This window comes from Methanococcus vannielii SB (assembly GCF_000017165.1).
Taxonomy (GTDB): Archaea; AGJL01; Methanococci; order Methanococcales; family Methanococcaceae; genus Methanococcus; species Methanococcus vannielii.
Genome location: NC_009634.1, coordinates 1,241,638 through 1,267,617 on the forward strand (window position 1 = coordinate 1,241,638; position 25,980 = coordinate 1,267,617).

Below are 25,980 nucleotides of genomic sequence, written 5' to 3' on the forward strand. Positions count from 1 at the left end.
GGTGTAAAAAATCGAAAAAATTCTAGCTTCAATAAGGGAAATGGAAGAAAACGATTGGAAATTATTACGTATAGTTGAAATTTCAATGAAAAATCACGAATGGGTTCCAATTCAAGATTTAAAACGAAAAACGGGATTTCATGAAAAAGAACTTGCGTTTAGAATAAGTAGGTTAAATAAATTTCGATTCACAAATAAGTCAAATTATGGTTATAGGTTATCTCACTATGGGTATGATGCTTTAGCAATGAATGCATTTATAAAAAAGGAATTAATAACAGGAATTGGCGGTAAAGTTGGAGTTGGGAAAGAGGGCAACGTTTATCACGTTCTGTTAACTAACACTCGTGAAGCCGTTTTAAAACTTCATATCCTTGGTAGAACTTGTTTTTCCATGGGAAAAAGATATAGGGAATATCTCGCAAACAAAAGGCACATAAGCTGGCTTTATGCATCAAGACTGACTGCAGAACGGGAATTTAATATTTTAAGCCATTTATTCCCTATAGTAAAAGTTCCTGAGCCGATAGAACAGAACCGTCATGCGTTAATTATTGGAAAGCTTCACGGTGAAGAACTAAAGCGAGTAGATGTAGAAAAATTGGATGTAAATCCTGAGGAACTATTTATGAAAATTATCAAAGAAGTTAAAAAAGCATATTCCCTTGGATTTATACACGGAGATTTAAGTGAATTTAACGTATTAATCAATTCAGAAGGTGATTTTTTAATAATCGACTGGCCTCAAGCAATAGAAGTTGGAAAAAAAGGTAAAGTTGACAAACTGCCTTTTGAAGAGGTTGAATACGATGAAGAGTTTTATTTAAAAAGAGACCTTGAAAATCTTTTAAGGTACTTCAAAAAATATGGGGTTGATGAAAGTTTGGATAAATTATATAATTATGTTATTGAAAAATAAGAAAGTACTAAGAAAAGTAAGTACTATATTGAATATATTATATCATTACAACTTGCGAGATTTTGGTGATTTCCATGGTAAAAATTGATTTCATGCAGGGAAATATGGCCTGTGTTGAAGGTGCAATAAAAGCAGGATGCAACTTTTTTGGAGGATATCCAATAACTCCTTCAACAGAGGTTGCAGAAGGAATGGCAAAGAAACTTCCAAAAGTTGGCGGATTTTATTCCCAATTGGAAGATGAAATTGCAAGTATGGCTGCAGTAATCGGTGCAAGCTGGGCAGGAGCAAAATCAATGACTGCGACAAGTGGCCCAGGAATGAGTTTAATGCTTGAAAACATCGGTTATGCATTTATGACAGAAACTCCTTGTGTAATTGTAAATGTTCAAAGGGGCGGCCCTTCAACAGGGCAACCGACCGCAGCAGCTCAAGGAGATATGATGCAGGTTCGTTGGGGGAGCCAAGGTGATTATGAACCAATAGCGTTATGCCCTTCTTCAGTACAGGAGATGTATGATTTTACAATAATGGCATTTAATTATGCTGAAAAGTATAGAATTCCGGTATTTATAATGGCAGATGAAATTATCGGCCACATGCGAGAAAAGGTAGTTTTACACGATGAAATTGAAGTAGTAAACCGTAAAAAGCCTGTAGAGAAACCTTGTAAAAAACCATTTCCATTTGATAAACTTGTTTCAGAAATGCCCACATTTGGTGAAGGGTATAATATCCACGTAACTGGTTTAACACATGGGGAAAATGGATATCCTGACGTTTCTTCGGAAACACACGATAAATTAGTTAGGAGAATTTGTAACAAAATTTTAGACAGTACTGATGATATTGTACAATACGAAGGAAAATATACTGATAGCGAAACGATGTTTATTTGCTATGGGACGCCTTCAAGAACCGTTAAATATACCGTTGAATCATTAAGGGCAGAAGGAAAAGATGTTGGATATATACGATTAAAAACAGTCTTTCCATTTCCAAGAGACTTAATTAAAAACTTAAATGCTTCAAAAATAATCGTTCCAGAAATGAACTTAGGACAAATTTCAGAAGAAGTAATGAAGTACGCAAAATGCGATGTAGTATTATCTGGAAAAATTGGTGGCGAATTACATAGGCCCGAAGAACTAAAAAAATTAATTTAAATTTAAAATTTTATTTTTTTAATGGGTTAGATGCCAAAATTGCATTTATAATATACTCATCAGAGATTTTATCTGCATCTTTTGAACAAAAGTCTATTCTTAGAGTTTTACTTGCCCCGGGCATTCCCGCAGCAGCAATCGTGATAATGCCAAAATTTTCAAGAAGATTCATTGCTGAAGTAATGGCTTGTTCTTCAGAAATGCCTTTTATTAAAAATCCTGTGGGCGTCTTTTGATAAGAAACTCCTTCTTTGTTAAAAACATTTAAATCGATATGTTCTGCTCTTTTAAATGCTCTTTTTAATTCTTCAATGTCAAAATCTTCAATTGCTTTTATAACTGCAGCCATTATTGGAGATTGGGCTTCAAGTCCAAATTTTAATCCTTCAGAGTAAATTTTATCTACTAATTCTTTATTTCCAGCAAGTAATCCTGCTCTTGGGCCTTTCATTAATTTATCCATGCTTGTAACTACTAAATCTGCACCCATTTCAAGTGCCGGCGGTTCATTATGGAGTTTTCTAAGTCTTGCACCAGATGCATCGTCAAAAAATGTTATTGAACCCTTATTTTTTGCAATATTTATTAAATCCTCGGCAATATCTCTTGAAGTTATTTTATGATCCATCGTAGCTCCAGTAATTACCGTTACTGTTTCATTATCTATTTTTGAGATTATCTCATCTTTTAAATCACTTTCAAAGTATTTCATTCCAAAAATATTGCAACTTTTAGGAATTGAAGGGTGGGAGGGTCTTTCAGGAACAAAATGGACAACGTTTTTAAAAGATTTTGAAAGGGTCATAATCGTTGATAAAATTGCAGAAGATGTCCTGTTAAAACATGCTGCACCATGGGCCCCTTCATGTCCTGAAAGATGTTTTACTCCTAGCTCATTTATTTTCTCAGAAAATATTGCAGGCCCAACATAGGTTTCAAGTAAATTTAGATAATTTTTACTAATTTCAAATCCTCCGGAAAGGCCAGTCAGGTCATAAATTCCATTTCTTCCGCTACAATCTAATTTATTTTTAATAAGGGCCCTTGCCTTGTTTAACCTGTTTAACTCTTTGGAATCATCCATAAAACGCACCTTACATTTCAAAATTATGTACGATATAATTAACCGGCTCCACAGGAACCTTCACTTCCTCCAGAGCTTAAGTCAATATTTTCCCCGTTTATCCTTTTAATGAGTTCATCTTTATCGTATTTTTTGTCTAAATCTTTTTTAATACTGTCAACAACTTCTAAAAGATTAGACATATAAAGAATTCCGTTATTTAAAAGAATCCATTCCTTTTTACCTTCTATTTTAATAGATTGGACTGTTCCATACGTTCCGGTGTTTATATATTTTACATGGGATCCGATATCTATTTGCTTACCATTTCGGTCACTTACCATGAAATCACCTCAATGTATATTAAGAATTGCTGTAAATATATATTATTGTTACATACCTAAAAACAATACATATTACAACACGTTTTCATATTATGCAAATCAAAGTGATCGCCTGAACTAAATCACTCAGGTGTGATGTAAGCCCACAATCTAGGTGAAACCTAGATAGCGACCAAATAAAATGTCATTTCCTTTAATGTAAAAATGACGTACTCCACGAGAGTGTGAGCGTAAAATTCTTTTACGCCACAAAATTCCGGTTGATCCCGCCGGAGGCTACTGCTATTGGGGTTCGACTAAGCCATGCGAGTCTATGGTTTCGGCCATGGCGGACGGCTCATTAACACGTGGTTAACTTAACCTCAGGTGGAGCATAACCTTGGGAAACTGAGGATAATTCTCCATAAGAAAAGCAGTCTGGAACGATTCTTTTCTGAAAGCATATGCGCCCGAGGATAGGACTGCGCTCGATTAGGTAGTTGGTGGGGTAATGGCCCACCAAGCCTACGATCGATACGGGCCTTGAGAGAGGGAGCCCGGAGATGGGGACTGAGACACGGCCCCAGGCCCTACGGGGCGCAGCAGGCGCGAAACCTCCGCAATGCACGAAAGTGCGACGGGGGGACCCCAAGTGCTCATGCACAGCATGGGCTTTTATCAAGTGTAAACAGCTTGAGGAATAAGGGCTGGGCAAGTTCGGTGCCAGCAGCCGCGGTAATACCGACGGCCCGAGTGGTAGCCACTCTTATTGGGCCTAAAGCGTCCGTAGCCGGTCCAGTAAGTCCCTGTTTAAATTCTCTGGCTTAACCAGAGGACTGGCAGGGATACTGCTGGACTTGGGACCGGGAGAGGACAAGGGTACTCCAGGGGTAGCGGTGAAATGTGTTGATCCTTGGAGGACCACCTATGGCGAAGGCACTTGTCTGGAACGGGTCCGACGGTGAGGGACGAAAGCCAGGGGCGCGAACCGGATTAGATACCCGGGTAGTCCTGGCCGTAAACTCTGCGAACTAGGTGTCACCTGGGCCTCGAGCCCAGGTGGTGCCGAAGGGAAGCCGTTAAGTTCGCCGCCTGGGGAGTACGGTCGCAAGACTGAAACTTAAAGGAATTGGCGGGGGAGCACCACAACGGGTGGAGCCTGCGGTTTAATTGGATTCAACGCCGGGCATCTCACCAGGAGCGACAGCATGATGACGGCCAGGTTGACGACCTTGCCTGAAGCGCTGAGAGGTGGTGCATGGCCATCGTCAGCTCGTACCGCGAGGCGTCCTGTTAAGTCAGGTAACGAGCGAGACCCGTGCCCTATGTTGCGACTACTTTCTCCGGAAGGTAAGCACTCATAGGGGACCGCTAGCGCTAAGCTAGAGGAAGGAGCGGGCAACGATAGGTCCGCATGCCCCGAATCTCCTGGGCTACACGCGGGCTACAATGGCTAGGACAATGGGCTGCTACCCTGAAAAGGGACGCGAATCTCCGAAACCTAGTCGTAGTTCGGATCGTGGGCTGTAACTCGCCCACGTGAAGCTGGAATCCGTAGTAATCGCAGTTCATAATACTGCGGTGAATGTGTCCCTGCTCCTTGCACACACCGCCCGTCACACCACCCGAGTTGGGTTCAGGTGAGGCCTTGGCCTTTGGCTAGGGTCGAACCTGGGCTCAGCGAGGGGGGTGAAGTCGTAACAAGGTAGCCGTAGGGGAACCTGCGGCTGGATCACCTCCTAAAAAAAGAACATTTTGGTCGCTACTAGGCACTAAATGATTGTGGGCTTAATTTTTTTGCCCAGCTCGTAATTTTTAGATTACGATCTAGGGGCCGGATATTAATGATGGTCGTGCACAAGCTTTCATATCTGGTGTTATCCAGATGTCTAATTTTATCTATTACCCTACCTGGGGAATGGCTTGGCTTGAAACGCCGATGAAGGACGTGGTAAGCTGCGATAAGCCTAGGCGAGGCGCATACAGCCTTTGAACCTAGGATTTCCGAATGGGACTTCCTACTTTTGTAATCCGTAAGGATTGGTAACGCGGGGGATTGAAGCATCTTAGTACCCGCAGGAAAAGAAATCAACTGAGATTCCGTTAGTAGAGGCGATTGAACACGGATCAGGGCAAACTGAATCCCTTCGGGGAGATGTGGTGTTATAGGGCCTTCTTTTCGCCTGTTGAGAAAAGCTGAAGTTGACTGGAACGTCACACTATAGAGGGTGAAAGTCCCGTAAGCGCAATCGATTCAGGTTTGAAGTGTCCCTGAGTACCGTGCGTTGGATATCGCGCGGGAATTTGGGAGGCATCAACTTCCAACTCTAAATACGTTTCAAGACCGATAGCGTACTAGTACCGCGAGGGAAAGCTGAAAAGCACCCTTAACAGGGTGTGAAAAGAGCCTGAAACCAGGTAGGTATGGAATGGCGTGGCCCCAAAGGCAACTGTTCTGAAGGAAACCGTCGCAAGGCGGCTGTACGAAGAACAGAGCCAGGGTTGCGTCCTCCGTTTCGAAAAACGGGCCGGGGAGTGTATTGTTGTGGCGAGCTTAAGATCTTCACGATCGAAGGCGTAGGGAAACCAACAAGTCCGCAGAATCTTTAGGGACGGGGTCTTAAGGGCCCGGAGTCACAGCAATACGACCCGAAACCGGGCGATCTAGGCCGGGGCAAGGTGAAGTCCCTCAACTGAGGGATGGAGGCCTGCAGAGTTGTTGCCGTTCGAAGCACTCTTCTGACCTCGGTCTAGGGGTGAAAGGCCAATCGAGCCCGGAGATAGCTGGTTCCCCTCGAAGTGACTCTCAGGTCAGCCAGAGTTCAGGTAGTCGGCAGGGTAGAGCACTGATAAGATGGTTAGGGGAAGAAATTCCTCGCTGTTTTGTCAAACTCCGAACCTGTCGTCGCCGTAGGCTCTGAGTGAGGGCATACGGGTAAGCTGTATGTCCGAGACGGGAATAGCCGAGACTTGGGTTAAGGCCCCTAAATGCCGATTAAGTGTGAACACGAAGGGCGTCCTTGGTCTAAGACAGCAGGGAGGTTGGCTTAGAAGCAGCCACCCTTTAAAGAGTGCGTAACAGCTCACCTGTCGAGATCAAGGGCCCCGAAAATGGACGGGGCTAAATCGGCTGCCGAGACCCAAGGGCACCGCAAGGTGATCCCGTAGGGGGGCGTTCTGCGAGGGCAGAAGTTCGGCTGTGAAGTCGAGTGGACCTCGTAGAAATGAAGATCCCGGTAGTAGTAACAGCATAAGTGGGGTGAGAATCCCCACCGCCGAAGGGGCAAGGGTTCCACAGCAATGTTTGTCAGCTGTGGGTAAGCCGGTCCTAACTCTCGAGGTAACTCCTTTGAGAGGAAAGGGAAACAGGTTAATATTCCTGTGCCATCTAGATACGCGTGGCAACACAAGGTTAGTTTCCAACGCTTCTGGGTAGGCTGAGTGTTCTTGTCTGGACATTCAAGCTTATAAGTCCGGGGAGAGTTGTAATAACGAGAACCGGATGAAAGAGTGATGAGCTCTCCGTTAGGAGAGTTCGGCCGATCTCTGGAGCCCGTGAAAAGGGAACTAGCAAGGATTCTAGATGTCCGTACCCAGAACCGACACTGGTGCCCCTAGGTGAGTATCCTAAGGCGTAGCGGATGAATCTAGTCGAGGGAAGTCGGCAAATTGGCTCCGTAACTTCGGGAGAAGGAGTGCCAGTGATCTTGTTTAAATATGGGATCGCTGGTCGCAGTGACCAGGGAGGTCCGACTGTTTAATACAAACATAGGTCTTAGCGAGCCTGAAAAGGTGTGTACTAAGGCCGACGCCTGCCCAGTGCTGGTACGTGAACCCCGGTTCCAACCGGGCGAAGCGCCAGTAAACGGCGGGGGTAACTATAACCCTCTTAAGGTAGCGAAATTCCTTGTCGGGCAAGTTCCGACCTGCATGAATGGCGTAACGAGACCTCCACTGTCCCCGACTAGAATCCGGTGAACCTACCATTCCGGCGCAAAGGCCGGAGACTTCCAGTGGGAAGCGAAGACCCCGTGGAGCTTTACTGCAGCCTGTCGTTGGGGCATGGTTGTGAGTGTACAGTGTAGGTGGGAGCCATCGAAACCTTTTCGCCAGGAAAGGTGGAGGCGATCCTGGGACACCACCCTCTCATGACCATGTTCCTCACCCTTTTAGGGGACACCGGTAGGTGGGCAGTTTGGCTGGGGCGGTACCCTCCTAAAAATGCATCAGGAGGGCCCAAAGGTTGGCTCAAGCGGGTCAGGACTCCGCTGTTGAGTGTAAGGGCAAAAGCCAGCCTGACTTTGTTGCCAACAAAACGCAACGAAGAGGCGAAAGCCGGGCCTAACGAACCCCTGTGCCTCACTGATGGGGGCCAGGGATGACAAAAAAGCTACCCCGGGGATAACAGAGTTGTCGCGGGCAAGAGCCCATATCGACCCCGCGGCTTGCTACCTCGATGTCGGTTTTTCCCATCCTGGGTCTGCAGCAGGACCCAAGGGTGGGGCTGTTCGCCCATTAAAGGGGATCATGAGCTGGGTTTAGACCGTCGTGAGACAGGTTGGTTGCTATCTGCTGGATGTGTAGGCTGTCTGAGGGAAAGGTGGCTCTAGTACGAGAGGAACGGGCCGTCGGCGCCTCTAGTCGATCGGTTGTCTGACAAGGCACTGCCGAGCAGCCACGCGCCAAGAGATAAGAGCTGAAAGCATCTAAGCTCGAAATTCATCCTGAAAATAGACAGCCGTTTCCTTCGGGAACGAGAACTCCCGTAGAAGACGGGTTTGATAGGCTAGGGGTGTACGCATCAAGGTTCTTCCGAGATGTTCAGCCCGCTAGTACTAACAGTTCGAGAGATAATTTAGGCATCTGGACACTTAAAGATATGAAAGCTAAAATGCACTTTTAATTTAACATTTTGATATAACGGTCAAAGCGGAGGTGTAACATCCGATCCCATCCCGATCTCGGAAATTAAGCCCTCCAGCGATTCTTTAAGTACTGCTATCTAGTGGGAACAAAGTGACGCCGTTAGTCACTTTTTAATTTAACTATATATATTTGTATATATTGATTGATAGATTTTACTTTTTATTACTTTTTTATATTATGTAGGGTATAATTTTCACCAGTTAATAACGGGTTAATACTTAAACTATATAATCCATGAATAAAATACATGAAACAGGTTTTAATAATAGAATTTTCGTTTTAATTGTTTATAACATATTATCAATTCTTAAGAGTAACGGGGCAAATTATGCTAGAAGTATTTGTTGAAATGAGTTTGGTTTTATTAGTTGCTTTTTTAGTATCTTTGGTCATGAGAGTACTAAAACAACCGTTGATTATAGGTTATATTTTAACAGGAATTTTAGTAAGCCCTTATTTTTTAAACATTGTCAGATTTGAAGAATCAATCTCAACTCTGGGACATTATGGGGTAACCTTACTGCTTTTTATGGTGGGCATAGGATTAAATCCCGGCCATTTTAAAGAAATTGGTAAAATTTCCCTAATTACGGGACTTGGGCAGATTATATTTACTTTTTCAATCGGATTTTTAATATCGCTATTTTTGGGGTATTCTTATGTTGAATCAGCATACATTTCAATTGCATTAACGTTTAGTAGTACAATTATTATCATGAAATTAATTTCTGATAAGGGAGATTTGGATAAATTATACGGTAAAATTTCAATAGGGTTTTTAATAGTTCAGGATATTGCTGCAATGGCTATTTTGATATTTATATCTGCTTTTAGTGTTCAAGCGAGTATTGGGTCGTTAATTACTGGAATGGTATTAAAATTAATATTAATATTAACATCACTATATATATTTACAAAGTACATATTAAGGAGTTTTATGGATTATGCTTCTAAAAATCAGGAATTTTTATTTCTTTTCTCAGTAATGTGGTGTTTTAGCCTATCTGCAGTATTTTATCTTTTAGGATTTTCAAGCGAAATTGGAGCGCTAGTTGCAGGAATAGTTCTTGCAATTTTTCCAGAAAGATATGAAATTGCTTCAAAATTAAGGCCTTTAAGAGATTTCTTTTTAATACTATTTTTCGTAGTTTTGGGGGTTCAAATGACATTTGAATCTTCAGGAATGCTGATAATTACAGCAATAATTCTTTCAATTTTCGTTTTAATTGGAAATCCGATAATCGTAATGATATTAATGGGATTTTTTGGATATACTAAAAAAACGAGCTTTTTAGCAGGACTTACCGTTGCACAGATAAGTGAGTTTTCACTAATTGTTGCAACAATGGGGCTTAGAAATGGCCATATTTCAGAAGAAATCATTTCAATGATTACACTTGTCGGTATTTTAACAATTGCAGGTTCAAGTTACTTTATAACTTATGCAGAACAATTGTACCCTATGCTTTCAAAATATCTTTCGGTATTTGAACGAAAGAATAAAAAAGATGAAAAAGATTTTAAAAATGGAAATTCTGGAGAAATAGTTATTTTTGGTGCAGATAGGACAGGTAAAACTATAATGAATGAATTAGAAGACTATAAGGATAAATTTTTGATTATGGATCACAATCCAAAAATTATAAAAAATCTGTCTAAAAAAGGCTATAATTGTATATATGGTGATGCATCAAATTTTGAACTATTGAATGAATTAAACTTTAATGATACTAAAATGGTAATTTCAACTATTTCAGACATTGAAACAGACACTTTACTTATAAAATACATTCTTAAAAGAAACAAAAATGCAATAATAATTTCAATTGCACACAAAATTGATGATGCAATTAAATTATATGAAGAAGGCGCAAGTTACGTTATAATGCCTCATTTTTTGGGCAGTTTTCATGCCGCACAAATGATTGAAAAATACGGGCTACACATTGATGAATTTTTAAAAGAAAAATATAAACACATAGAATCATTAAAAAAATCAAAAGAATTATTTATTCATACAAAATAATTTTTTAGTATTTACTGTATAACTTTATACCAAAAATTCATGTTTTCAAGATTTCCGCAAATATTTGTATTGTTAATTGCGGTTCCTCCATAAATATAACCTCTTTTTTTAAACGTAATATTCATTCCATGAGATATGCTTCTTGAAATCGTATAAAATACTCTAAAACCATTATCTGACATTACTTTTTCCATAATATGGAGAAGATAACTTGAAAGTCCTTCTTTTCGATTTTCAAATAGTACTGCAAAATCAGTCATTTCAACGCATTTATTTTCATTATCCATTTCACAAGAAGATGCAGCAATGATTTTTCCAGAATCTTCTATTATAAAGTATTTTACGTTAGCCGATTGAATAGTTTCCCTTATGTAGTTTGGATTATCTATTGGGAAAGGATAAGTTTCAAATACTTTTGAATAGTGTTTTGCTAAATTGACTGAATCGTTTTTATTTGCAATTCTTACTCCGTATTTTTTATTAATTGGGATATTAGAAACTTTTGAAATACTTTTAACATAATTTAGTACGTTTTTAGTCTCTTTTGAAAAGTTAGGTACTTTTCTAGACTCATTAAAAAATTTTGACATAAAATATGCACTTCCATCTAAAAAATAGTTTTCAATCAACCCTTCAATAATATAACCATTTTTTTCAAATATTTTTTTGTCATGCTCATGAATTTTTAAAAATATCTTTGAAAGCTTTTTTTTAAGTGCAATTTTTTCAATTTCTTCTAAAGTTTCTAAAATGGAATTTCTTCCAAATTTCATTACGTATATTCTGTCACTTAATTCGCTTATCTGGACAATGGAATCGTTAATCTTAACTATTTCCTCCATTACTTTTCCCTCCTACACATTCTTTTATTATTGGATGGCACGAGTGAAATTGAGGTATCCACATTTGTTATTAATTTTTCAATTCCAGTCTGGTTGATTTCAAAGTCATCAATAGATAGCCTACTACATTTATTACAATTTTTACTGCATCCTTCATAGTTTGAAGGTTCTTTATACGTTGTAATTACTCCTTCATAGTTTCTTAGAATTACCCTATCTGAACCCCACGAAACCACGTAATTAGGCATAACTGGAATTTTTCCGCCGCCCCCCGGTGCATCAACAACGTATCTAGGAACTGCAAAACCAGTTGTATGTCCAATTAAGCTTTCAATAATTTCAAGACCTTTACTTATTGAAGTCCTAAAATGGGATATTCCTTTAGAAAGGTCGCACTGGTAAAGGTAGTAAGGCCTAACTCTTGAAGAAACAAGCTTTTGATTTAATTTTCTCATAACATATGGACAATCATTTACTCCTGAAAGCAAAACAGTCTGGTTTCCAATTGGTATTCCTGCATTAGAAAGTTTATCAAGAGCTTCTACTGAGGTATCTGTAATTTCTACAACATGGTTAAAATGCGTATTTACCCATATTGGATGGTATTTTTTTAATATATTGACTAAATTGTCAGTTATTCTTTGTGGGAGCACCACTGGAACTCTTGAACCAATTCTTATAAGTTCAACATGTTCAATACTGCTTATTTCTGAAAGAATCCAGTCTAAATAATCGTCAGAAAGTAATAATGGGTCTCCACCAGAAAGTAAAACATCTCTAACTTCCGGATGTTCTTTTATATAATCAATCGCCTTTTGAATTTCTTCTTTTGATGGGTTACTTTCACTTTCTGAAACTTTCCTTTTTCTTGTACAGTGCCTACAATACATTGCACAGTTTGGATTTACATAAAATAAAACTCTGTCTGGGTATCTATGGGTTATTCCTATGACAGGAGAGTCTTTATCCTCTGCTAAAGGGTCTTCCATTTCAAAATCTTCCATTATTAGCTCTTTTTTAGAAGCTACACTCTGTTTATAAATTGGGTCTTTTTTTAAATTACTAATGTCAATCAAACTTGCATAATATGGAGTTATTGACATTGGGAAAACTTCAATCGCCTTTTGAATTTCTTTTCTTTCGTTATCTGGAAATTTTATTTCAAGTACGTTTTCAAGCATGTCAAGAGATTTAATTGAATTAGAAATCTGCCATTTATAATCATTCCAATCATTATATGTTACATCTTTAGAAAATTTTTTTAAAAATTTTAAGTCAACTGTATTTTCAACTTTATTCAATATATCACCTAATATATCTAAATATTCAAACTAAAAAATTAAAACCCGTCCTTGATAGTACCTTTAGGGGTATCCTAAATAGAAAATTAAAAAACCGAAAACAAAGACATCTAAATTTAAAAAGGCTTTCATATCCTTTTTTTAAAAAAATAATATATATAGTTAACTGAAAAATTTTATATACTATCTATATTATCTCCAGATTTATTTAAAAACTAAAAAAATGAAATTTAATTAAACCAGTTAAAATATGTCCAACAATTAAAAAAGTATTTAAATATTATTTAAATACTTTTCATAATTTTTTAAAATATCTAAGTCATCCTCATTTTTTGGTATAAGTACGCTTATTTTTACTATTTCCCTTGAAAGACCCCGATTAACAGGCATTTCAACTTCAAAAATAATATATCTTAGCTTATTTTTTTCTTTAATGTATGCATTTTTTAATTCATTTATTCGTCCATCAAATATAATATGGTAGTTTTCATAGATTATCCCGTTATTAAAAAACCAAGCTTCTGTAGGCACTGATTTTTTTAATTCGATTAATGATGCAATCCACATAATTGAAAATATAACCGCACCTATTCCAAACATCATGATAAAATACCATATATCTGCTGAATAAAATAATCCAACAAAAATACCAACGATGCTTAAAAGTATCCAAATTCCTATTGAAAAGTATTTTTTAGCATAATAATCCGCCAATTTTTCACTTTTTAACTTCTTTAATTCTTTATCATCATAGATGAATTTTCCAATAAATACGCTATTTTTTAATGCAGGCTGAATTTTTAACTTTAAATGTAAAAATACAATGTTCAAAACTACAAAAGAAAGTATTAGCCATATTGAAACGAAATAAATGGCAAAGCCTCCATCCATTCCATCTATATTAAAAATTAACGGTGTCAAAAATAAAATGCTGCTGAAAAGCAGTAAAATCATTGAAGTATTTAAATAGTTTGAATAAGGATTTTTTAAGTTCATTTTAACCACTTTTTTATTTTTAATTATGGTTTTTAAGGTATACTTAAATAATAAGATTACTAATGTAATAATTTAAAACTTCATAAATATGTTAAGGTAAAGTTATGAAAAACACGGAACTGGCCACTGAAAGTATCAATAAATTGATATTAAAATACGCACTACCGTCAACAATTGGATTTGTAGTTTTAGGGATTTATATCATAGTTGATGGGATATTTCTTGGAAACTACGTTGGTTCAGATGCAATTGCAGCAGTAACCGTTGCAATTCCATTTAGCTTCCTACTAACAGGATTTGGATTAATGTTTGGAATAGGGGCTTCCTCACATATTTCAATGAATCTTGGAGCAGGAAATCAAAAAGATGCAGAAAATATTTTAAAGACTGTATTCTACTTAATTTTTATTACCGGAATAATTTTAACATTATTAAGTTTGATTTTTATTAAGCCCCTTCTTGCACTTTTCGGAGTTTCTGAAAATCTTCTTAATTTATCATATGATTACCTTAACCTCATATATTTATTTGGAATATTTATAATGTTTAAGGTAGGACTTGACCCAATTATTAGAAATGACGGCTTTCCAAAAAAAGCAATGTATGCAATTATTTTAAGTTCATTATTAAATATATTATTTGATGCAATTTTTATAGTGATATTTGGCTGGGGTGTTTTTGGGGCTGCATTAGCTTCAGTTATCGGTGAAACTTTTGGTGCTTTAATATATATTCACCACTTTTTAGCGGGTAAATCAAATTTAAAAATCAAGCTGTTTGAGAAGGTTTCCGATATAAAATATGAAATAAAAAATGTTAAAAAAATACTTAGCGTAGGTTTTTCACCATTCATTCTCGAAATGTCAGCATCAATAGTTATGTTAATTCATACTATTCAATTTTTGAGATACGGTAATGAACTAGACGTTTCAGCATATGGTATTGTAAGTTATATCTTTGCAATTATAATGTTGATTTTTATTGGGTTAGGTAATGGAGTTCAGCCAATAATAAGCTATAATTTTGGTGCAAAAGAGTATTTTCGTGTAAAAGAAATAATTCGAACGTCAAGCATACTTTGCAGTATAGTTGGAATTTTAGTTTTTTTATTGTTTTCAATTTTTCCAAAAATTCCAGTAATGCTTTTTAATCAAACTGATAGCTTGTTAATTGAAACTTCAATCTTTGGATTAAGGTATTTTGCATACGGTTTGTCCGTTTTCGGTTTAAATTATTTAATAATCACGTATTTTCAGTCTATTGGAAATAGTATCGTTTCAAATACCCTATCTTTAATCAGGGTTTTTGTATTTTTAATTCCGCTCTTAATAATACTTCCAAAAAATTTTGGGATTAATGGGATATGGGCCTCACAACCTTTAGCAGAGATTTTAACATTAATAGTAGGGTTTATATTTATTAAAGTAGCAATTAAACGTACATTAAATACAGTTAATGTTTGAAAGTTGTATTTATGGCCATAATATTTTTTTAAATTAAAGGGCAGGTTTAAAATATTTAAAAACATAATACTAATTAGTTAAAAACTAGAAACTATACTTATAAGTTTAAATTTAAACTTAATCAGAAATTTAAAAATAAGGTATTTTTATGAAATATCGTAAGATTAATAAAACAGGCGATAAAATCTCGGTTTTAGGGTTTGGAGCAATGAGGCTCCCGACAAAAAACGGATTTATAGACAAAGAAAGTGCAAAAGAACTTATTTATTATGCAATCGAGAACGGCGTAAGTTTTATCGATACGGCATTTCCATATCATGGCGGATTTAGTGAGTCTTTTTTAGGTGAAATTCTTTCAAATGGATATCGAAATAAAGTAAAACTTTCAACAAAGCTTCCACAGTGGTCAGTTAAAAAATATGAAGATATGGAAATGTACCTTGATACCCAACTTAAAAATTTGAAAACAGACTATATCGACTATTATTTTATCCACAGTCTTTCGAAAGGAAGTTGGGATAAAATGAAAAATTTAGGCGTCTTAGAGTTTTTAGACGATGCAAAGAAAAAAGGAAAGATAAAAAATGCATGCTTTTCATATCACGATAATTTAGAAACATTCAAGGAAATTATTGATTCATATAACTGGGATGCATGCATGATCCAGTATAACTATTTGGATGAAAAAAATCAAGCCGGAAAAGAGGGTTTAAAATATGCCGCATCAAAAGGAATTGGCGTATTTATAATGGAACCGTTATTGGGCGGTAATCTTTCAAAAAATATCCCAAAAGAAGCAAAAAATATTTTTAATTCATATACTACTAAAAGAACACCTGCAAACTGGGCTTTAAGATGGGTAATAAATCATCCGGAAGTTACCTGTATATTGTCTGGAATGAATACTAAAAATCAGCTAATTGAAAATATTTCTATTTTAAACGAAGTTAGTGAAAGTTCTTTATCAAACGAGGAATTAGGAATTTATGAACAAGTAAAGGAAGTTTATCGAAAACAAATGAAAATAAAATGTACAAAATGTGGATACTGCATGCCTTGCCCATTTGGTGTTGATATTTTGGAATGTTTTTCAATGTACAATCAAAATGCAATGTTTAATGATTCAGCAGTTAAATTTCGTTATCTGATGAATTTAGGGGGAATTATCAGTAATAAACCTTCTCACGCAAAGTTATGTACAAATTGCGGAAAATGTGTTAAAAAATGTCCTCAAAAACTCCCTATTCCTAAACTTCTAAAGGATGTTTCAAGGGAACTTGGTGGAAAAGGGTTTAATTATAAAGTAAGAACGTTAAAACTTATTATGCCGATTTATGATTTAATCACTTCAGTAAAGAATAAGGCATTTAATTAAAATGTTTTTATACTAATAATTTAATTTAAAAAGATAATAATAAGTTAGAGTTTTTCTTTAATATAATCAACAACACCGTCTAACGGAATTCTAAACTGTTCTCTTGAATCTCTTTCCCTAATGGTTACAGTATTATCCTTTAAAGTTTCCCCATCAACCGTTACGCAGAAAGGGGTTCCAATTTCGTCCATTCGCATGTATCTCCGTCCAATTGCACCACTGTCGTCATATTCTGCAATTATCCCGTTTTTTCTAAATTTGTTCTTTAAATTTTCTGCAATTTCGTCCATTCCTTCTTTATTAACGAGTGGGAAAACACCGACCTTTACTGGTGAAACGGTGTTTACAAAAGCAAGAAGGGTTCTATCGTCTTCCTCTTTAAAAGCATGTTCAATTACGCAGTAAGTAATTCTATCAATACCGTATGAAGGTTCAATTACATGTGGAACTATTTTTTCCCCCGTAACATTCTTTTTAACCTTTTTAACAGTCAAGTACTCATTTAACACTTCAAAATCTCTTTTACACGTTTTTAAAATATACTTTTCATTATTTTTGAGTGTTTTAATTAATTCTTCCATTTTGTCATTTGAAAGTTCTTTTAAGGATTCTTCTAATATTTTAGCGTCCCCTTTAAACGTCTTACCAACTAATTTATAGTTTAATTCAATTTCATAAACTTCAATTTCCTTTGATTCATCAAATTCAACAAATACGGATAAATCTTCACCACTGTTTTTCATGTGTGCTCTTAAGTCGTAATCAGTCCTGTCAGCAATACCTACACACTCTATCCAGCCGTATCTGTCAGTATATAATTCTGCATCCCAGCAATCCGCTGCATAATGGGCCATTTCATTTGGAAGGTGCTGCCTGAACCTTAATTTTGTTTCGTCAATTCCAATGTCCATCAAGAACTTTTTAGTAACTGCAATGTAGTATGCAATTGCTTCGTGAGCGATTATTTTATTTTTAACTGCATCACCTAAGCTCATTCTAACGATTTTTTCTTCAGAACTTAAGGATTCGTTCTCTTGGTTTTTACCTGGAAGCAATGGTAAAATCAAGTCTTTTACGCTTTCAAATTTTTCAAAATTCTCTTTTTTCCTTGAATCAATAAAAAATTCTGCTTCAGCTTGGGTAAACTCTCTTAACCTTATCACGCCCTGTCTTGGCGAAATTTCGTTTCTGTATGCCTTACCAATTTGAACAGCACCATATGGAAGTTTATTTCTAAAAAATTGGCTTATTCTTTTAAATTGGATAAATATGCCTTGTGCAGTTTCGGGCCGCATAAATGCCGCTCTTTTTCCGCCTGGGCCAATTGACGTTGCAAACATTAAATTAAACGTATTTACTTCTTTAAATTCCCCACCGCATTTTGGACATTTTATATTATTCTTTTCAATCATTTCTTGGAGTTCGTTTAAGGTTTTACCTTCTGTATCAACTTCTATATTTTCCTCAATAATATGATCAGCCCTAAATGATTCTAAACATGACTTACATTCAACGAGCGGGTCTGTGAAGTTTTCAACGTGGCCGGATGCCTTTAAAACTTCGTAAGGGTTTACTGTGGGGCTATCAATTTCATAAAACCCTTCGTTAATGATATAATGTTTTCTCCACGTGTTTATCACGCTACTTTTTAAAATTGCACCAAGTGGCCCGTAATCAAAAAATCCTGCGATGCCACCATATATTTCAAAAGAGTTCCATAAAAAACCCCTTCTTTTAGTTAAATCTATTATTTTATCGTATTTATCCATTAAATCACCTTATAACACTTAATAAATTATCGTTTTTTCGCTACTTATTCTATCGAGTAAAAATATTAAAAGGGACGATGCTATTAAATCTGCGGTAGTTCCCGGATTTAACTTATTGCCATCTTTAGATAAAAATTTATCGAAATCAATTACATTTTCTTTTGTAAAGTCATTTAAAACCCCTTTAGCTTTTTCTGAAACCATTTTTGAAATGTCTATTCCTTTTTTTCTTGCAATTAGTGTGTCAGGATATTCTGAAAGTAAGTTTATAAATGTCTTAGTTACTGAAAGATTGATATTATTTAGTTCTTCATAGTACTCTTTTATCAAATTATAACCTTTATATGATATTTTAAAATTTTCTGTCCATTCCTTTGAAATATTATCCCAAGAGGAAGATATTTTAAATACATCATAAAGTGTTAGATTTTTATTAATTAATTCTTGTTTGGCATTTTTATTTTTTAAGTCAGGGCCTTCCTTTGGTGAATCGACAAATGCAAGTGCAATTTCAATTGCATCATAAACTGAAATGGCATCATAAACTGAAGTCGACTTTGTAATCAATTTCGTTTCTTTTTTAAGTAAATTTTCGTCAAATTCGCCTATTTTTGATGCGGCAATTGAAATTGGCAAGTGAAGCATTATTATTCCAAGATTAGCGTTAGTTGGAGACCATCGTTTTGATTCAATAACTGCTTTTTTAATGTAATTTCCAATATTGTTTTGATGCATACATGCATCATGGACTACATCTCCAAATGCAATTCCTGAACTTATAAAATGGTGATATTTTATATCGTCGTAATCCCTGTTTTTATGGACGTTTCCAGGTTTAAAACTTCCTACTTCAAAACAGCAAGCAATTTGAGATGCTTTCATGATTTCAAACGGTTTCATATTTTTCACTATTTTACTTTTGATTCTAAATAACTTTTAAATTTGTAAAATGCAAGTTTTCTGTGTGAAATATCACTTTTTTCTTTTGTAGTCATTTCTGCAAAAGTTTTATTCTGCCCTTCTGGGATAAATATGCTGTCATATGCAAATCCAAAACCAGAAGTTTTTATCTCCTTAGAAACGCTTCCAAAAATTTCACCCCTGAATAATTTTAAATCTATACCGTCAAAATAACCAATTATAGTTTTAAAATATGCTTTTCGGTTTTCTTCGTCTTTTAGGAGTTTTAAAATTTTTTCATTTCCAAGTGTTTCCTGAACGTACTTTGAGTATGTTCCAGGAAATCCGTTTAATGATTCTATAAAAAAACCACTATCTTCTACAATTACGGGTTTTTTAATTTTATTATATATTTCTTTTACTCCAACTTTAGAAACTTCTTCAAGAGTGCCTTGAATTTCAGCATATGGAATTTTCAAATGTTCTAATTCGTAACCTTCAAGGCCTTTTAGAATAATATTGGCCTCATTTACTTTGTTCTGGTTTCCAGTTGCAAAATAAATCTTCATAAAACCACCAGAATTAATTTTGGATTTTAACACTAATTCTAACTTGCAACTATTTATATTCTTATAAAAATAATTTTTAACAGGAATTTAAATTAACGGGGGGTTGGAAAATGACTAAAACTACAGCTAGTGAATTAAGTAAATTTGAATTGAACCTTTTATCGGCTTTTGATGGCGTTAACTTGTCACCTGAAGAGGTAGAAGAGATATTTTTAGAATATAAATTGAAGCGTTATGGTGAAGACCGAGAAATGATAAAAGACCTGATATTTGACCTTGAAAAAGGCTTTTTTGACTTAAACCGAGAAGTTGTCAAGGAATACGTTGAAATTTTATATGGGGTATATAATAGTCCGTGTAAGGAGTCTGTAGACCGTTATAAAATGGTTTTAGAAGATATTGGTTTTAAAAAAGTTGAAAAATACATTAATGAGTTATTTAACGGAGGATACATCTCAAAAATCGGGGACGGATATACAATAACAGATAAAGGTTTAGAAATGTTAAAACACAGGAAATAAATATTTATTTTTATTCTTTTTAATTATTTATTTTTTCATTTTAGAATCCTAAGGGAGTTTAAAACTGAAATAATGGTAATTCCCACATCTGCAAATACTGCTTCCCACATTGTTACCCTACCAAATATTGAAAGAGTTATGAATGCTATTTTAACTCCAAAAATCATGAAAATATTTTGCCAGACGATATTTTTTGTTCTTTTTGATAGTTTAATTGACTGGGCTACTTTTAAAGGATTATCATCCATAATCACAACGTCTGAAGATTCAATTGCAGCATCGCTTCCAAGAGTTCCCATTGATATCCCTACATCTGCCCTTTTAATTGCTGGAGCGTCGTTAATTCCCTCCCCTACAAAAACAATTGATTCATTTTTGTCTTTTTTTCTTTCAATTTCTTCTAAAAGTGTTACTTTATCCTTTGGAAGTAAATCTGAATAAAATTCATCAATTGAAATTTCCTCTGAAATTTTTTTAGAAACAGGATAACTATCTCCCGTAAACATTGAAATTTTTTTGATTCCAAGCTTTTTTAATTCTAAAATGGCGTTTTTTGAGTCTTTTTTTAATTCATCAGAAACTAAAATGTATCCTGCATACTTTTTATCAATTGCAAAATGCACCGCTATATCGAAAGAATCCATTGGTTTTACATCAATTCCGCTTTCTTCCATTAATTTTTCATTTCCTGAAATCACTTCAAAACCATGTATCTTTGCAACAATACCTTTTCCAGGGATTTCCTTATATTCGCTAAACTCGAAAAATCTATTTGTTCCATATTTGGATATAATGGCCTTTGCAACGGGGTGGTTAGATCGTGATTCAGAAGTTATCGCAATTTCGATTAATTCTTCTTTAGAAAACCCGTTTTTTGGAAATACTTCCTTGACTTTTAAGCTACCTTTTGTAAGTGTTCCTGTTTTATCGAATATTACATAGTTAGTTTTACTCAACATATCTATGTAATTTGAACCTTTAACCAGTATTCCATCCTTTGAAAGTTTACCAATTCCTGCAAAGTAACTTAAAGGGATGGATAAAACTAGTGCACAAGGGCATGAAATAACCAAAAGAACAAGAGCTTTATAAACCCAAGGAATTATTGGTTCATTAAAAGCTAGTATTGGTATTGCAACGACTAAAAATGCTAAAAATACAATAAAAGGGGTGTAATACCTAGCAAATTTGGTTACAAATTTTTCAGTTTTTGCCTTTTTTACATTTGCAGTTTCTATTAATTCAAGAATTTTATAAACTGTTGATTCTTCAAACTCTTTAGTTACTTTTACAGTAAGTGGCCCTGTAAGGTTAACCATTCCTGATAATATTTCATCACCATCTTTTAAATATCTTGGTGAGCTTTCACCAGTTAATGCCGAAACATCTATCGATGAATTTCCGTTTAAAATTATCCCATCTAAAGGAGTTTTTTCTCCAGGATTTATTATAATTATTTGGCCCTTTTTAACGGTTTCAGGACTGACCTTTAAAAGTTTGTCATCTTTTTTTAAGTTTGCATACTCTGCTTTTAAAGACAATAATGATTTTACAGAACTTCGAGATTTTGAAACCGCTAAATCCTGTAAAAATTCACCTATTCGGTAAAAAAGCATTACTGCAACGCCTTCAGGATATTCGTGAATTAAAAATGCACCAACTGTTGCAATAGTCATTAAAAAGTTTTCATCAAAAAAGTCTCCTCTTTTTACATTTTTGAATGTTTTTTTAAATACCTTATTTCCTGAAATCATGTAGCTAGTTAAAAAAATCATCAATACTATAAACGGTTCAAAATTTAAATAACTTCCAAAAATACCAAAAATAAACAGGATAAGCGAAAATATGATAATTTTTAATTCCTTAAAATCAACAAAGTCTTTAAATGTTAAATTGGAACTTAATTTATAATCTAAGTTTTCTTTTTCTATTAATATAATTTCTGGTTCTATTGAATGGATTAATTTTTTAACAAAGTTAATATCAACGCTTTTTTCCGCGAATAACAGTTCTGAAGTTGAAAAATTAATTCTTGCTGAAGGATATCCGTTTTCACATAGGATTCTCTCGATTTTTAAAGCACAATTTGCACAACAAAGCCCTTTTAGTTCATAATGTCGGTACATTTTACTACCTTTTTAATACTTTTTTACAATTATATAATACATTTTTATTTATTTAATTCAAGGATTACTTCTAAAAACTTCTTAATTTTTTCATCGTAAAGTTCGTAATATACAAATTTGCCTTCTTTTCGATATTTTACAAGCTTTCTATCCCTTAAAAGTCGAAGCTGATGGGAGGTTGCAGAAATGGATATTTTAGAGATTTCGGAAATATCGCAAGAACATAATTCTCCTTCTTTTAAAGACAATAATATTTTTAAACGAGTTGGATCTCCAAAAGAATTCATAATATTTGAAATTTCTTTAATTTCGTCTTCTTTTGGTAAATTATCCCGTACCCTATGGACATTTTCTTCATGAATACAGAATTCTTCACACATTTTACGCATGATTCTCACCAGAAACCTTTATTTTTAATTTAAGAATATTGACAATGATTTATAAATTATAACCTATAATTGAATAATTGTTCAAGTATTATATATAATTTTTTATAAATGGCGCTAAAAACTAGCGTATTAACCCTTATTAAAAAAAGTTTTCCAATAAACGATTAAAATGAATTTTAAACTTTTTAGTAATTATTTTTAAACTTCATGCATTCAAAACCGGCAATTTCAATATTTAGCTGTATTAAAATAATATTTTTAATATTTTCAATATTTTTATTTATTCATAGGTTTAAATTTTAGAATTATTGCACGTTATTTAAAAAAATGTCCCTCGACATTAACACCGATTTTCATCCTTGGAATATACCATGTCTGTCAGATAACCCTTTATGTCGAGAGCAATGTACGAACTTTTGCTGTATTGTTTTCACAGTAAGGATCCTACCAACTCTTACAACTCGCCCAAAAATTCGATTAAAAGCGTGTTACTCCAAATTCGAACCCGCTATCATTGCGAGAAGATTCACAAGCTCCATGTAGGTCGGTTTATTGGAGATAGTAATAATTGTACTACTTTATATTTATAGTCTTTCCCAATTTACGGTTTTTCAATTTTTTCTTTAAAGTATCACTATGTATTTATAGTCTTTATCAGTTTAAATAATACAAAAACCTTAAAATTTGACTTTGGTGATATTCATGAGATATGTTGTAGGGCACAAAAATCCTGATTCTGACAGCATCTGTTCAGCAATTGCTCTTGCTTACTTTTTAGATGCATTTCCAGCAAGATTGGGTGAATTAAATCCTGAATCCCAGTTTATTTTAAAAAAATTTGGAATAATGGAGCCCGAATTAATCAAGTCTGCTGAAGGAAAGGAACTTTACCTTGTAGACCACTCTGAAAAATCCCAAAGCTTAGATAATTTAGAAAACGGAAAATTACTTGGAATTATCGATCACCACAAAATTGGAATTACAACATCTGAGCCTATAATCTATATTTCTAAGCCAATCGGATCAACTGCAAGTGTTATTTCTGAACTATATTTCAGGGGAATAATGGATTATATTGGCGGAAAAAATAAGGAATTAAAAGAAGATATTGCAGGGGTTTTACTTTCGGCAATTCTTTCAGATACCTTACTTTTCAAGTCCCCAACAGCAACCCCTCTTGATAGGGAACTTGCAGAAAAACTTGCAAAAATTGCAAACATTTCAGATATAAAAGCGTACGGAATGGAAATGCTAACTGCAAAGTCAACAATTGGTAAACTGGGCCCTTTAGAAATTTTAAATATTGATTATAAGGATTTTGAAATGAATGGTAAGAAAATTGGAATTGGGCAAGCTGAAATGATTGATATTAAAGAAATTGCAAGTAAAAAAGATGCAATCCAAAACTTAATTGATGAAAAGGTTAGTTTGGAAAACTACGACATGATTTTATTCCTTGCAACAGATATAATGAGGGAAGGAAGTGAAGTTTTAGTTGCCGGAAATAAAGAAGCATTTAAAGAAATATTTTCTGTAAACTTGAATGGAAAAAGCATATTTATTGATGGAATGATGTCTAGGAAAAAACAAGTTGTTCCAAACCTTCAAAAATACTATGACGGCCATCAATAATAATTTTTTAATTTTTATAAAGTTTTAAATCATTGCAAAAACTTAATATCGTTAAAATACATAAAATTTGAAAATTGAATGTTCTTAAATCCGGTTTTCATAATATTTTCGAGGTTAAACATGTGGCACTATTTGTTTTTAGCAATATATGTAGCTTTAATTATTACAATTGCAACGGTAACTAAGAATAAGGTAAAAGGCGTTTCTGACTTTTTACTTGGGGGTAGAAATGTAAATCCTTGAATGTCAGCATTTTCTTATGGGACTGCTTACTTTTCAGCAGTTATATTTATTGGATTTGCAGGTAAAATGGGATGGAATTTTGGACTTTCAACATTTTGGCTAATTCTTGGAAACACCATTATAGGAAGCTTTTTAGCATGGCAGGTTCTCGGTAAAAAAACAAGGGAAATAACACACCGGCTTTCTGTATCGACGATGCCGAGCTTTTTAGGTAAAAGGTATAAAAGTAAAAATCTTGAATCCTTAACAGCATTTATAATATTTTTCTTTTTAGTCCCGTATTCAGCATCAATATATAAGGGATTGAATTATCTTTTTGAAGGATTTGGAATACCTTCATTTTTCGCATACTTAATGATAGCTGCATTAACTGCAATATACCTTTATTTTGGGGGATTCGTTGCAGCAACTCTTGCAGATTTTGTTCAAGGATGTATTATGCTTTTAGGGGTATTTTTAATGGTATTTTTCTTAAGTAAAAATCCTGAAGTTGGAGGATTTTCAAATATACTTTCAAACCTTGGTACAATAGACCCGATGCTTGTTACCCCTATAAATGAAGTAAGCCTTATTCCTGTAATCGGGATAGTATTACTCACAAGTATCGGTAGCTGGGGACTTCCTCAAATGATACACAAGTTTTACACCATAAAAAGCGAAAAAGCAGCAGTTTCAGCGAAATGGGTTTCAACAGCATTTGCATTTGTAATAACGTCTGGGGCAGTATTTATTGGAATGGTAAGCAGAATATTTTTCCCAGACGAAGCTTCAAAACTTGCAAATGGAATTACTAATCCAGATATGATAATCCCAAAAATAATGAGCATCGCACTTCCAGAATGGGTTTCTGCACTGATACTTGTCCTTGTAATTTCTGCATCAATGTCAACGTTAGCATCATTAGTTCTTGCATCAAGTTCAGTAGTTACCTTAGATGTTTTAAAAGGGCGATTAAAACCGGAACTTTCTGGAAGGCATACAATGGCGACAATGAAAATACTTTGCGTTTTATTTGTAATACTTTCATTCATTCTTGCTGTAGTTCCAAATAATTACGTTCTTTCATTAATGGCACTTTCATGGGGTCTTGTTTCAGGATGTCTTCTTGCTCCGTACTTACTTGGACTCTATTGGAGGAACACTACAAAATCAGGCGTATGGGCAGGCATTATTTCTGCACTTTCAATCATGCTTGGCGGGGCTTACTATTATGGAATAAATAGCGTTTATATGCCAGCAGTTGGTTCTTTAGCAATGATCGCACCGATATTTGTTATAATACTCGTAAGTTTAGTTACAAAGCCGTTTGACCAGGAGCATATTAATTACATATATAATGATAAAAAATAATTATTTACCCTTTTTATTCGATTTTTTCAAAATTTGTATATATCATAATTTAGATAGTTTGGTAAGCCAATTTTTCAAAAC

The 25,980-nt window shown here is 34.8% G+C and carries 18 protein-coding genes and 3 rRNA genes; 11 read left to right on the plus strand and 10 right to left on the minus strand.

Features of this window, described 5'->3' with window-relative positions; genetic code table 11:
• Positions 1-40 precede the first annotated feature (40 nt).
• Both MEVAN_RS06285 and MEVAN_RS06290 read left to right on the plus strand, forming a co-directional pair.
• Positions 41-919, plus strand: a complete 879-nt coding sequence (locus MEVAN_RS06285; RefSeq protein ID WP_012066030.1) for an RIO1 family regulatory kinase/ATPase domain-containing protein — start codon at positions 41-43, stop codon at positions 917-919.
• Positions 920-993: 74 nt separating this feature from the next.
• Positions 994-2,085 carry a 2-oxoacid:acceptor oxidoreductase subunit alpha gene (locus MEVAN_RS06290; protein WP_012066031.1) on the plus strand — a complete coding sequence of 364 codons (1,092 nt, stop codon included), beginning with the start codon at positions 994-996 and terminating at the stop codon, positions 2,083-2,085.
• Positions 2,086-2,095: 10 nt separating this feature from the next.
• Here the strand turns inward: MEVAN_RS06290 and MEVAN_RS06295 are convergent, their stop codons facing one another.
• On the minus strand, positions 2,096-3,169 hold the full coding sequence (locus MEVAN_RS06295) for a TIGR03576 family pyridoxal phosphate-dependent enzyme (protein WP_012066032.1): 1,074 nt from the start codon (positions 3,167-3,169) through the stop codon (positions 2,096-2,098).
• 38 nt (positions 3,170-3,207) lie between these two features.
• A complete protein-coding gene (locus MEVAN_RS06300) occupies positions 3,208-3,492 on the minus strand; it encodes a DUF2098 family protein (protein WP_012066033.1) in 285 nt (94 codons plus the stop codon).
• A gap of 253 nt (positions 3,493-3,745) precedes the next feature.
• Between MEVAN_RS06300 and MEVAN_RS06305 the strand changes: the two genes are divergently transcribed.
• From MEVAN_RS06305 to MEVAN_RS06320, 4 genes are all read left to right on the plus strand, one after another.
• Positions 3,746-5,212 (plus strand): 16S ribosomal RNA (locus MEVAN_RS06305).
• A 149-nt stretch (positions 5,213-5,361) separates the two neighbouring features.
• Positions 5,362-8,330 (plus strand): 23S ribosomal RNA (locus MEVAN_RS06310).
• Between the two features lie 57 nt (positions 8,331-8,387).
• Positions 8,388-8,502: ribosomal RNA gene (rrf, locus tag MEVAN_RS06315) — 5S ribosomal RNA — on the plus strand.
• Together the 16S, 23S and 5S rRNA genes form the textbook arrangement of a ribosomal RNA operon.
• A gap of 223 nt (positions 8,503-8,725) precedes the next feature.
• The gene (locus MEVAN_RS06320) at positions 8,726-10,423 is read left to right on the plus strand and encodes a cation:proton antiporter (protein ID WP_012066034.1); all 1,698 of its coding nucleotides are present in this window, start codon (positions 8,726-8,728) and stop codon (positions 10,421-10,423) included.
• Between the two features lie 11 nt (positions 10,424-10,434).
• Here MEVAN_RS06320 and ablB read toward each other — a convergent pair whose 3' ends face one another.
• The 3 genes from ablB to MEVAN_RS06335 form a co-directional block, all read right to left on the minus strand.
• Positions 10,435-11,265 (minus strand): putative beta-lysine N-acetyltransferase, encoded by an 831-nt coding sequence (gene ablB / locus MEVAN_RS06325; protein ID WP_012066035.1) that lies wholly within the window; start codon positions 11,263-11,265, stop codon positions 10,435-10,437.
• Positions 11,265-12,566, minus strand: a complete 1,302-nt coding sequence (gene kamA / locus MEVAN_RS06330; RefSeq protein WP_012066036.1) for a lysine 2,3-aminomutase — start codon at positions 12,564-12,566, stop codon at positions 11,265-11,267. The genes ablB and kamA overlap by 1 nt, the downstream gene beginning before the upstream one ends.
• 273 nt (positions 12,567-12,839) lie before the next feature.
• Positions 12,840-13,562, minus strand: a complete 723-nt coding sequence (locus MEVAN_RS06335; protein ID WP_012066037.1) for a hypothetical protein — start codon at positions 13,560-13,562, stop codon at positions 12,840-12,842.
• Positions 13,563-13,666: 104 nt separating this feature from the next.
• On the opposite strand from MEVAN_RS06335, the gene MEVAN_RS06340 reads away from it, so the two are divergent.
• Positions 13,667-15,025 (plus strand): MATE family efflux transporter, encoded by a 1,359-nt coding sequence (locus MEVAN_RS06340; RefSeq protein ID WP_012066038.1) that lies wholly within the window; start codon positions 13,667-13,669, stop codon positions 15,023-15,025.
• A 148-nt stretch (positions 15,026-15,173) separates the two neighbouring features.
• A complete protein-coding gene (locus tag MEVAN_RS06345) occupies positions 15,174-16,400 on the plus strand; it encodes an aldo/keto reductase (protein ID WP_012066039.1) in 1,227 nt (408 codons plus the stop codon).
• A 44-nt stretch (positions 16,401-16,444) separates the two neighbouring features.
• On the opposite strand, the gene glyS is transcribed toward MEVAN_RS06345, so the two are convergent.
• From glyS to MEVAN_RS06360, 3 genes are read right to left on the minus strand one after another with little or no spacing between them, the layout of a single operon-like run.
• Complete coding sequence (gene glyS, locus MEVAN_RS06350; RefSeq protein WP_012066040.1) at positions 16,445-18,169, minus strand: glycine--tRNA ligase; 1,725 nt, start codon at positions 18,167-18,169, stop codon at positions 16,445-16,447.
• Positions 18,170-18,187: 18 nt separating this feature from the next.
• Positions 18,188-19,069, minus strand: a complete 882-nt coding sequence (locus tag MEVAN_RS06355) for a triphosphoribosyl-dephospho-CoA synthase (protein WP_012066041.1) — start codon at positions 19,067-19,069, stop codon at positions 18,188-18,190.
• A gap of 8 nt (positions 19,070-19,077) precedes the next feature.
• Positions 19,078-19,638: an XTP/dITP diphosphatase gene (locus tag MEVAN_RS06360; protein ID WP_012066042.1), complete on the minus strand. Its 561-nt coding sequence runs from the start codon at positions 19,636-19,638 to the stop codon at positions 19,078-19,080.
• Between the two features lie 110 nt (positions 19,639-19,748).
• Between MEVAN_RS06360 and MEVAN_RS06365 the strand changes: the two genes are divergently transcribed.
• Entirely contained in the window at positions 19,749-20,159 is a 411-nt protein-coding gene (locus MEVAN_RS06365) for a winged helix-turn-helix domain-containing protein (RefSeq protein WP_012066043.1), read from the plus strand.
• A gap of 35 nt (positions 20,160-20,194) precedes the next feature.
• Here MEVAN_RS06365 and MEVAN_RS06370 read toward each other — a convergent pair whose 3' ends face one another.
• The gene (locus MEVAN_RS06370) at positions 20,195-22,285 is read right to left on the minus strand and encodes a heavy metal translocating P-type ATPase (RefSeq protein WP_012066044.1); all 2,091 of its coding nucleotides are present in this window, start codon (positions 22,283-22,285) and stop codon (positions 20,195-20,197) included.
• Positions 22,286-22,329: 44 nt separating this feature from the next.
• Positions 22,330-22,674 carry an ArsR/SmtB family transcription factor gene (locus tag MEVAN_RS06375; protein WP_012066045.1) on the minus strand — a complete coding sequence of 115 codons (345 nt, stop codon included), beginning with the start codon at positions 22,672-22,674 and terminating at the stop codon, positions 22,330-22,332.
• Positions 22,675-23,376: 702 nt separating this feature from the next.
• On the opposite strand from MEVAN_RS06375, the gene MEVAN_RS06380 reads away from it, so the two are divergent.
• Together MEVAN_RS06380 and MEVAN_RS06385 are read left to right on the plus strand one after the other, a co-directional pair.
• Positions 23,377-24,306: a manganese-dependent inorganic pyrophosphatase gene (locus MEVAN_RS06380; protein ID WP_012066046.1), complete on the plus strand. Its 930-nt coding sequence runs from the start codon at positions 23,377-23,379 to the stop codon at positions 24,304-24,306.
• A gap of 243 nt (positions 24,307-24,549) precedes the next feature.
• Complete coding sequence (locus MEVAN_RS06385) at positions 24,550-25,899, plus strand: sodium:solute symporter family protein (protein WP_232179325.1); 1,350 nt, start codon at positions 24,550-24,552, stop codon at positions 25,897-25,899.
• Positions 25,900-25,980 lie beyond the last annotated feature (81 nt).

Bases quoted from the DNA above. Each gene is read 5' to 3' on its own strand.
- MEVAN_RS06285 (WP_012066030.1), top strand. From the start codon at position 41: ATGGAAGAAAACGATTGGAAATTATTACGTATAGTTGAAATTTCAATG.
- MEVAN_RS06290 (WP_012066031.1), top strand. From the start codon at position 994: ATGGTAAAAATTGATTTCATGCAGGGAAATATGGCCTGTGTTGAAGGT.
- MEVAN_RS06295 (WP_012066032.1), bottom strand. From the start codon at position 3,169: ATGGATGATTCCAAAGAGTTAAACAGGTTAAACAAGGCAAGGGCCCTT.
- MEVAN_RS06300 (WP_012066033.1), bottom strand. From the start codon at position 3,492: ATGGTAAGTGACCGAAATGGTAAGCAAATAGATATCGGATCCCATGTA.
- MEVAN_RS06320 (WP_012066034.1), top strand. From the start codon at position 8,726: ATGCTAGAAGTATTTGTTGAAATGAGTTTGGTTTTATTAGTTGCTTTT.
- ablB (WP_012066035.1), bottom strand. From the start codon at position 11,265: ATGGAGGAAATAGTTAAGATTAACGATTCCATTGTCCAGATAAGCGAA.
- MEVAN_RS06335 (WP_012066037.1), bottom strand. From the start codon at position 13,562: ATGAACTTAAAAAATCCTTATTCAAACTATTTAAATACTTCAATGATT.
- MEVAN_RS06340 (WP_012066038.1), top strand. From the start codon at position 13,667: ATGAAAAACACGGAACTGGCCACTGAAAGTATCAATAAATTGATATTA.
- MEVAN_RS06345 (WP_012066039.1), top strand. From the start codon at position 15,174: ATGAAATATCGTAAGATTAATAAAACAGGCGATAAAATCTCGGTTTTA.
- glyS (WP_012066040.1), bottom strand. From the start codon at position 18,169: ATGGATAAATACGATAAAATAATAGATTTAACTAAAAGAAGGGGTTTT.
- MEVAN_RS06355 (WP_012066041.1), bottom strand. From the start codon at position 19,069: ATGAAACCGTTTGAAATCATGAAAGCATCTCAAATTGCTTGCTGTTTT.
- MEVAN_RS06360 (WP_012066042.1), bottom strand. From the start codon at position 19,638: ATGAAGATTTATTTTGCAACTGGAAACCAGAACAAAGTAAATGAGGCC.
- MEVAN_RS06365 (WP_012066043.1), top strand. From the start codon at position 19,749: ATGACTAAAACTACAGCTAGTGAATTAAGTAAATTTGAATTGAACCTT.
- MEVAN_RS06370 (WP_012066044.1), bottom strand. From the start codon at position 22,285: ATGTACCGACATTATGAACTAAAAGGGCTTTGTTGTGCAAATTGTGCT.
- MEVAN_RS06375 (WP_012066045.1), bottom strand. From the start codon at position 22,674: ATGCGTAAAATGTGTGAAGAATTCTGTATTCATGAAGAAAATGTCCAT.
- MEVAN_RS06380 (WP_012066046.1), top strand. From the start codon at position 23,377: ATGAGATATGTTGTAGGGCACAAAAATCCTGATTCTGACAGCATCTGT.
- MEVAN_RS06385 (WP_232179325.1), top strand. From the start codon at position 24,550: ATGTCAGCATTTTCTTATGGGACTGCTTACTTTTCAGCAGTTATATTT.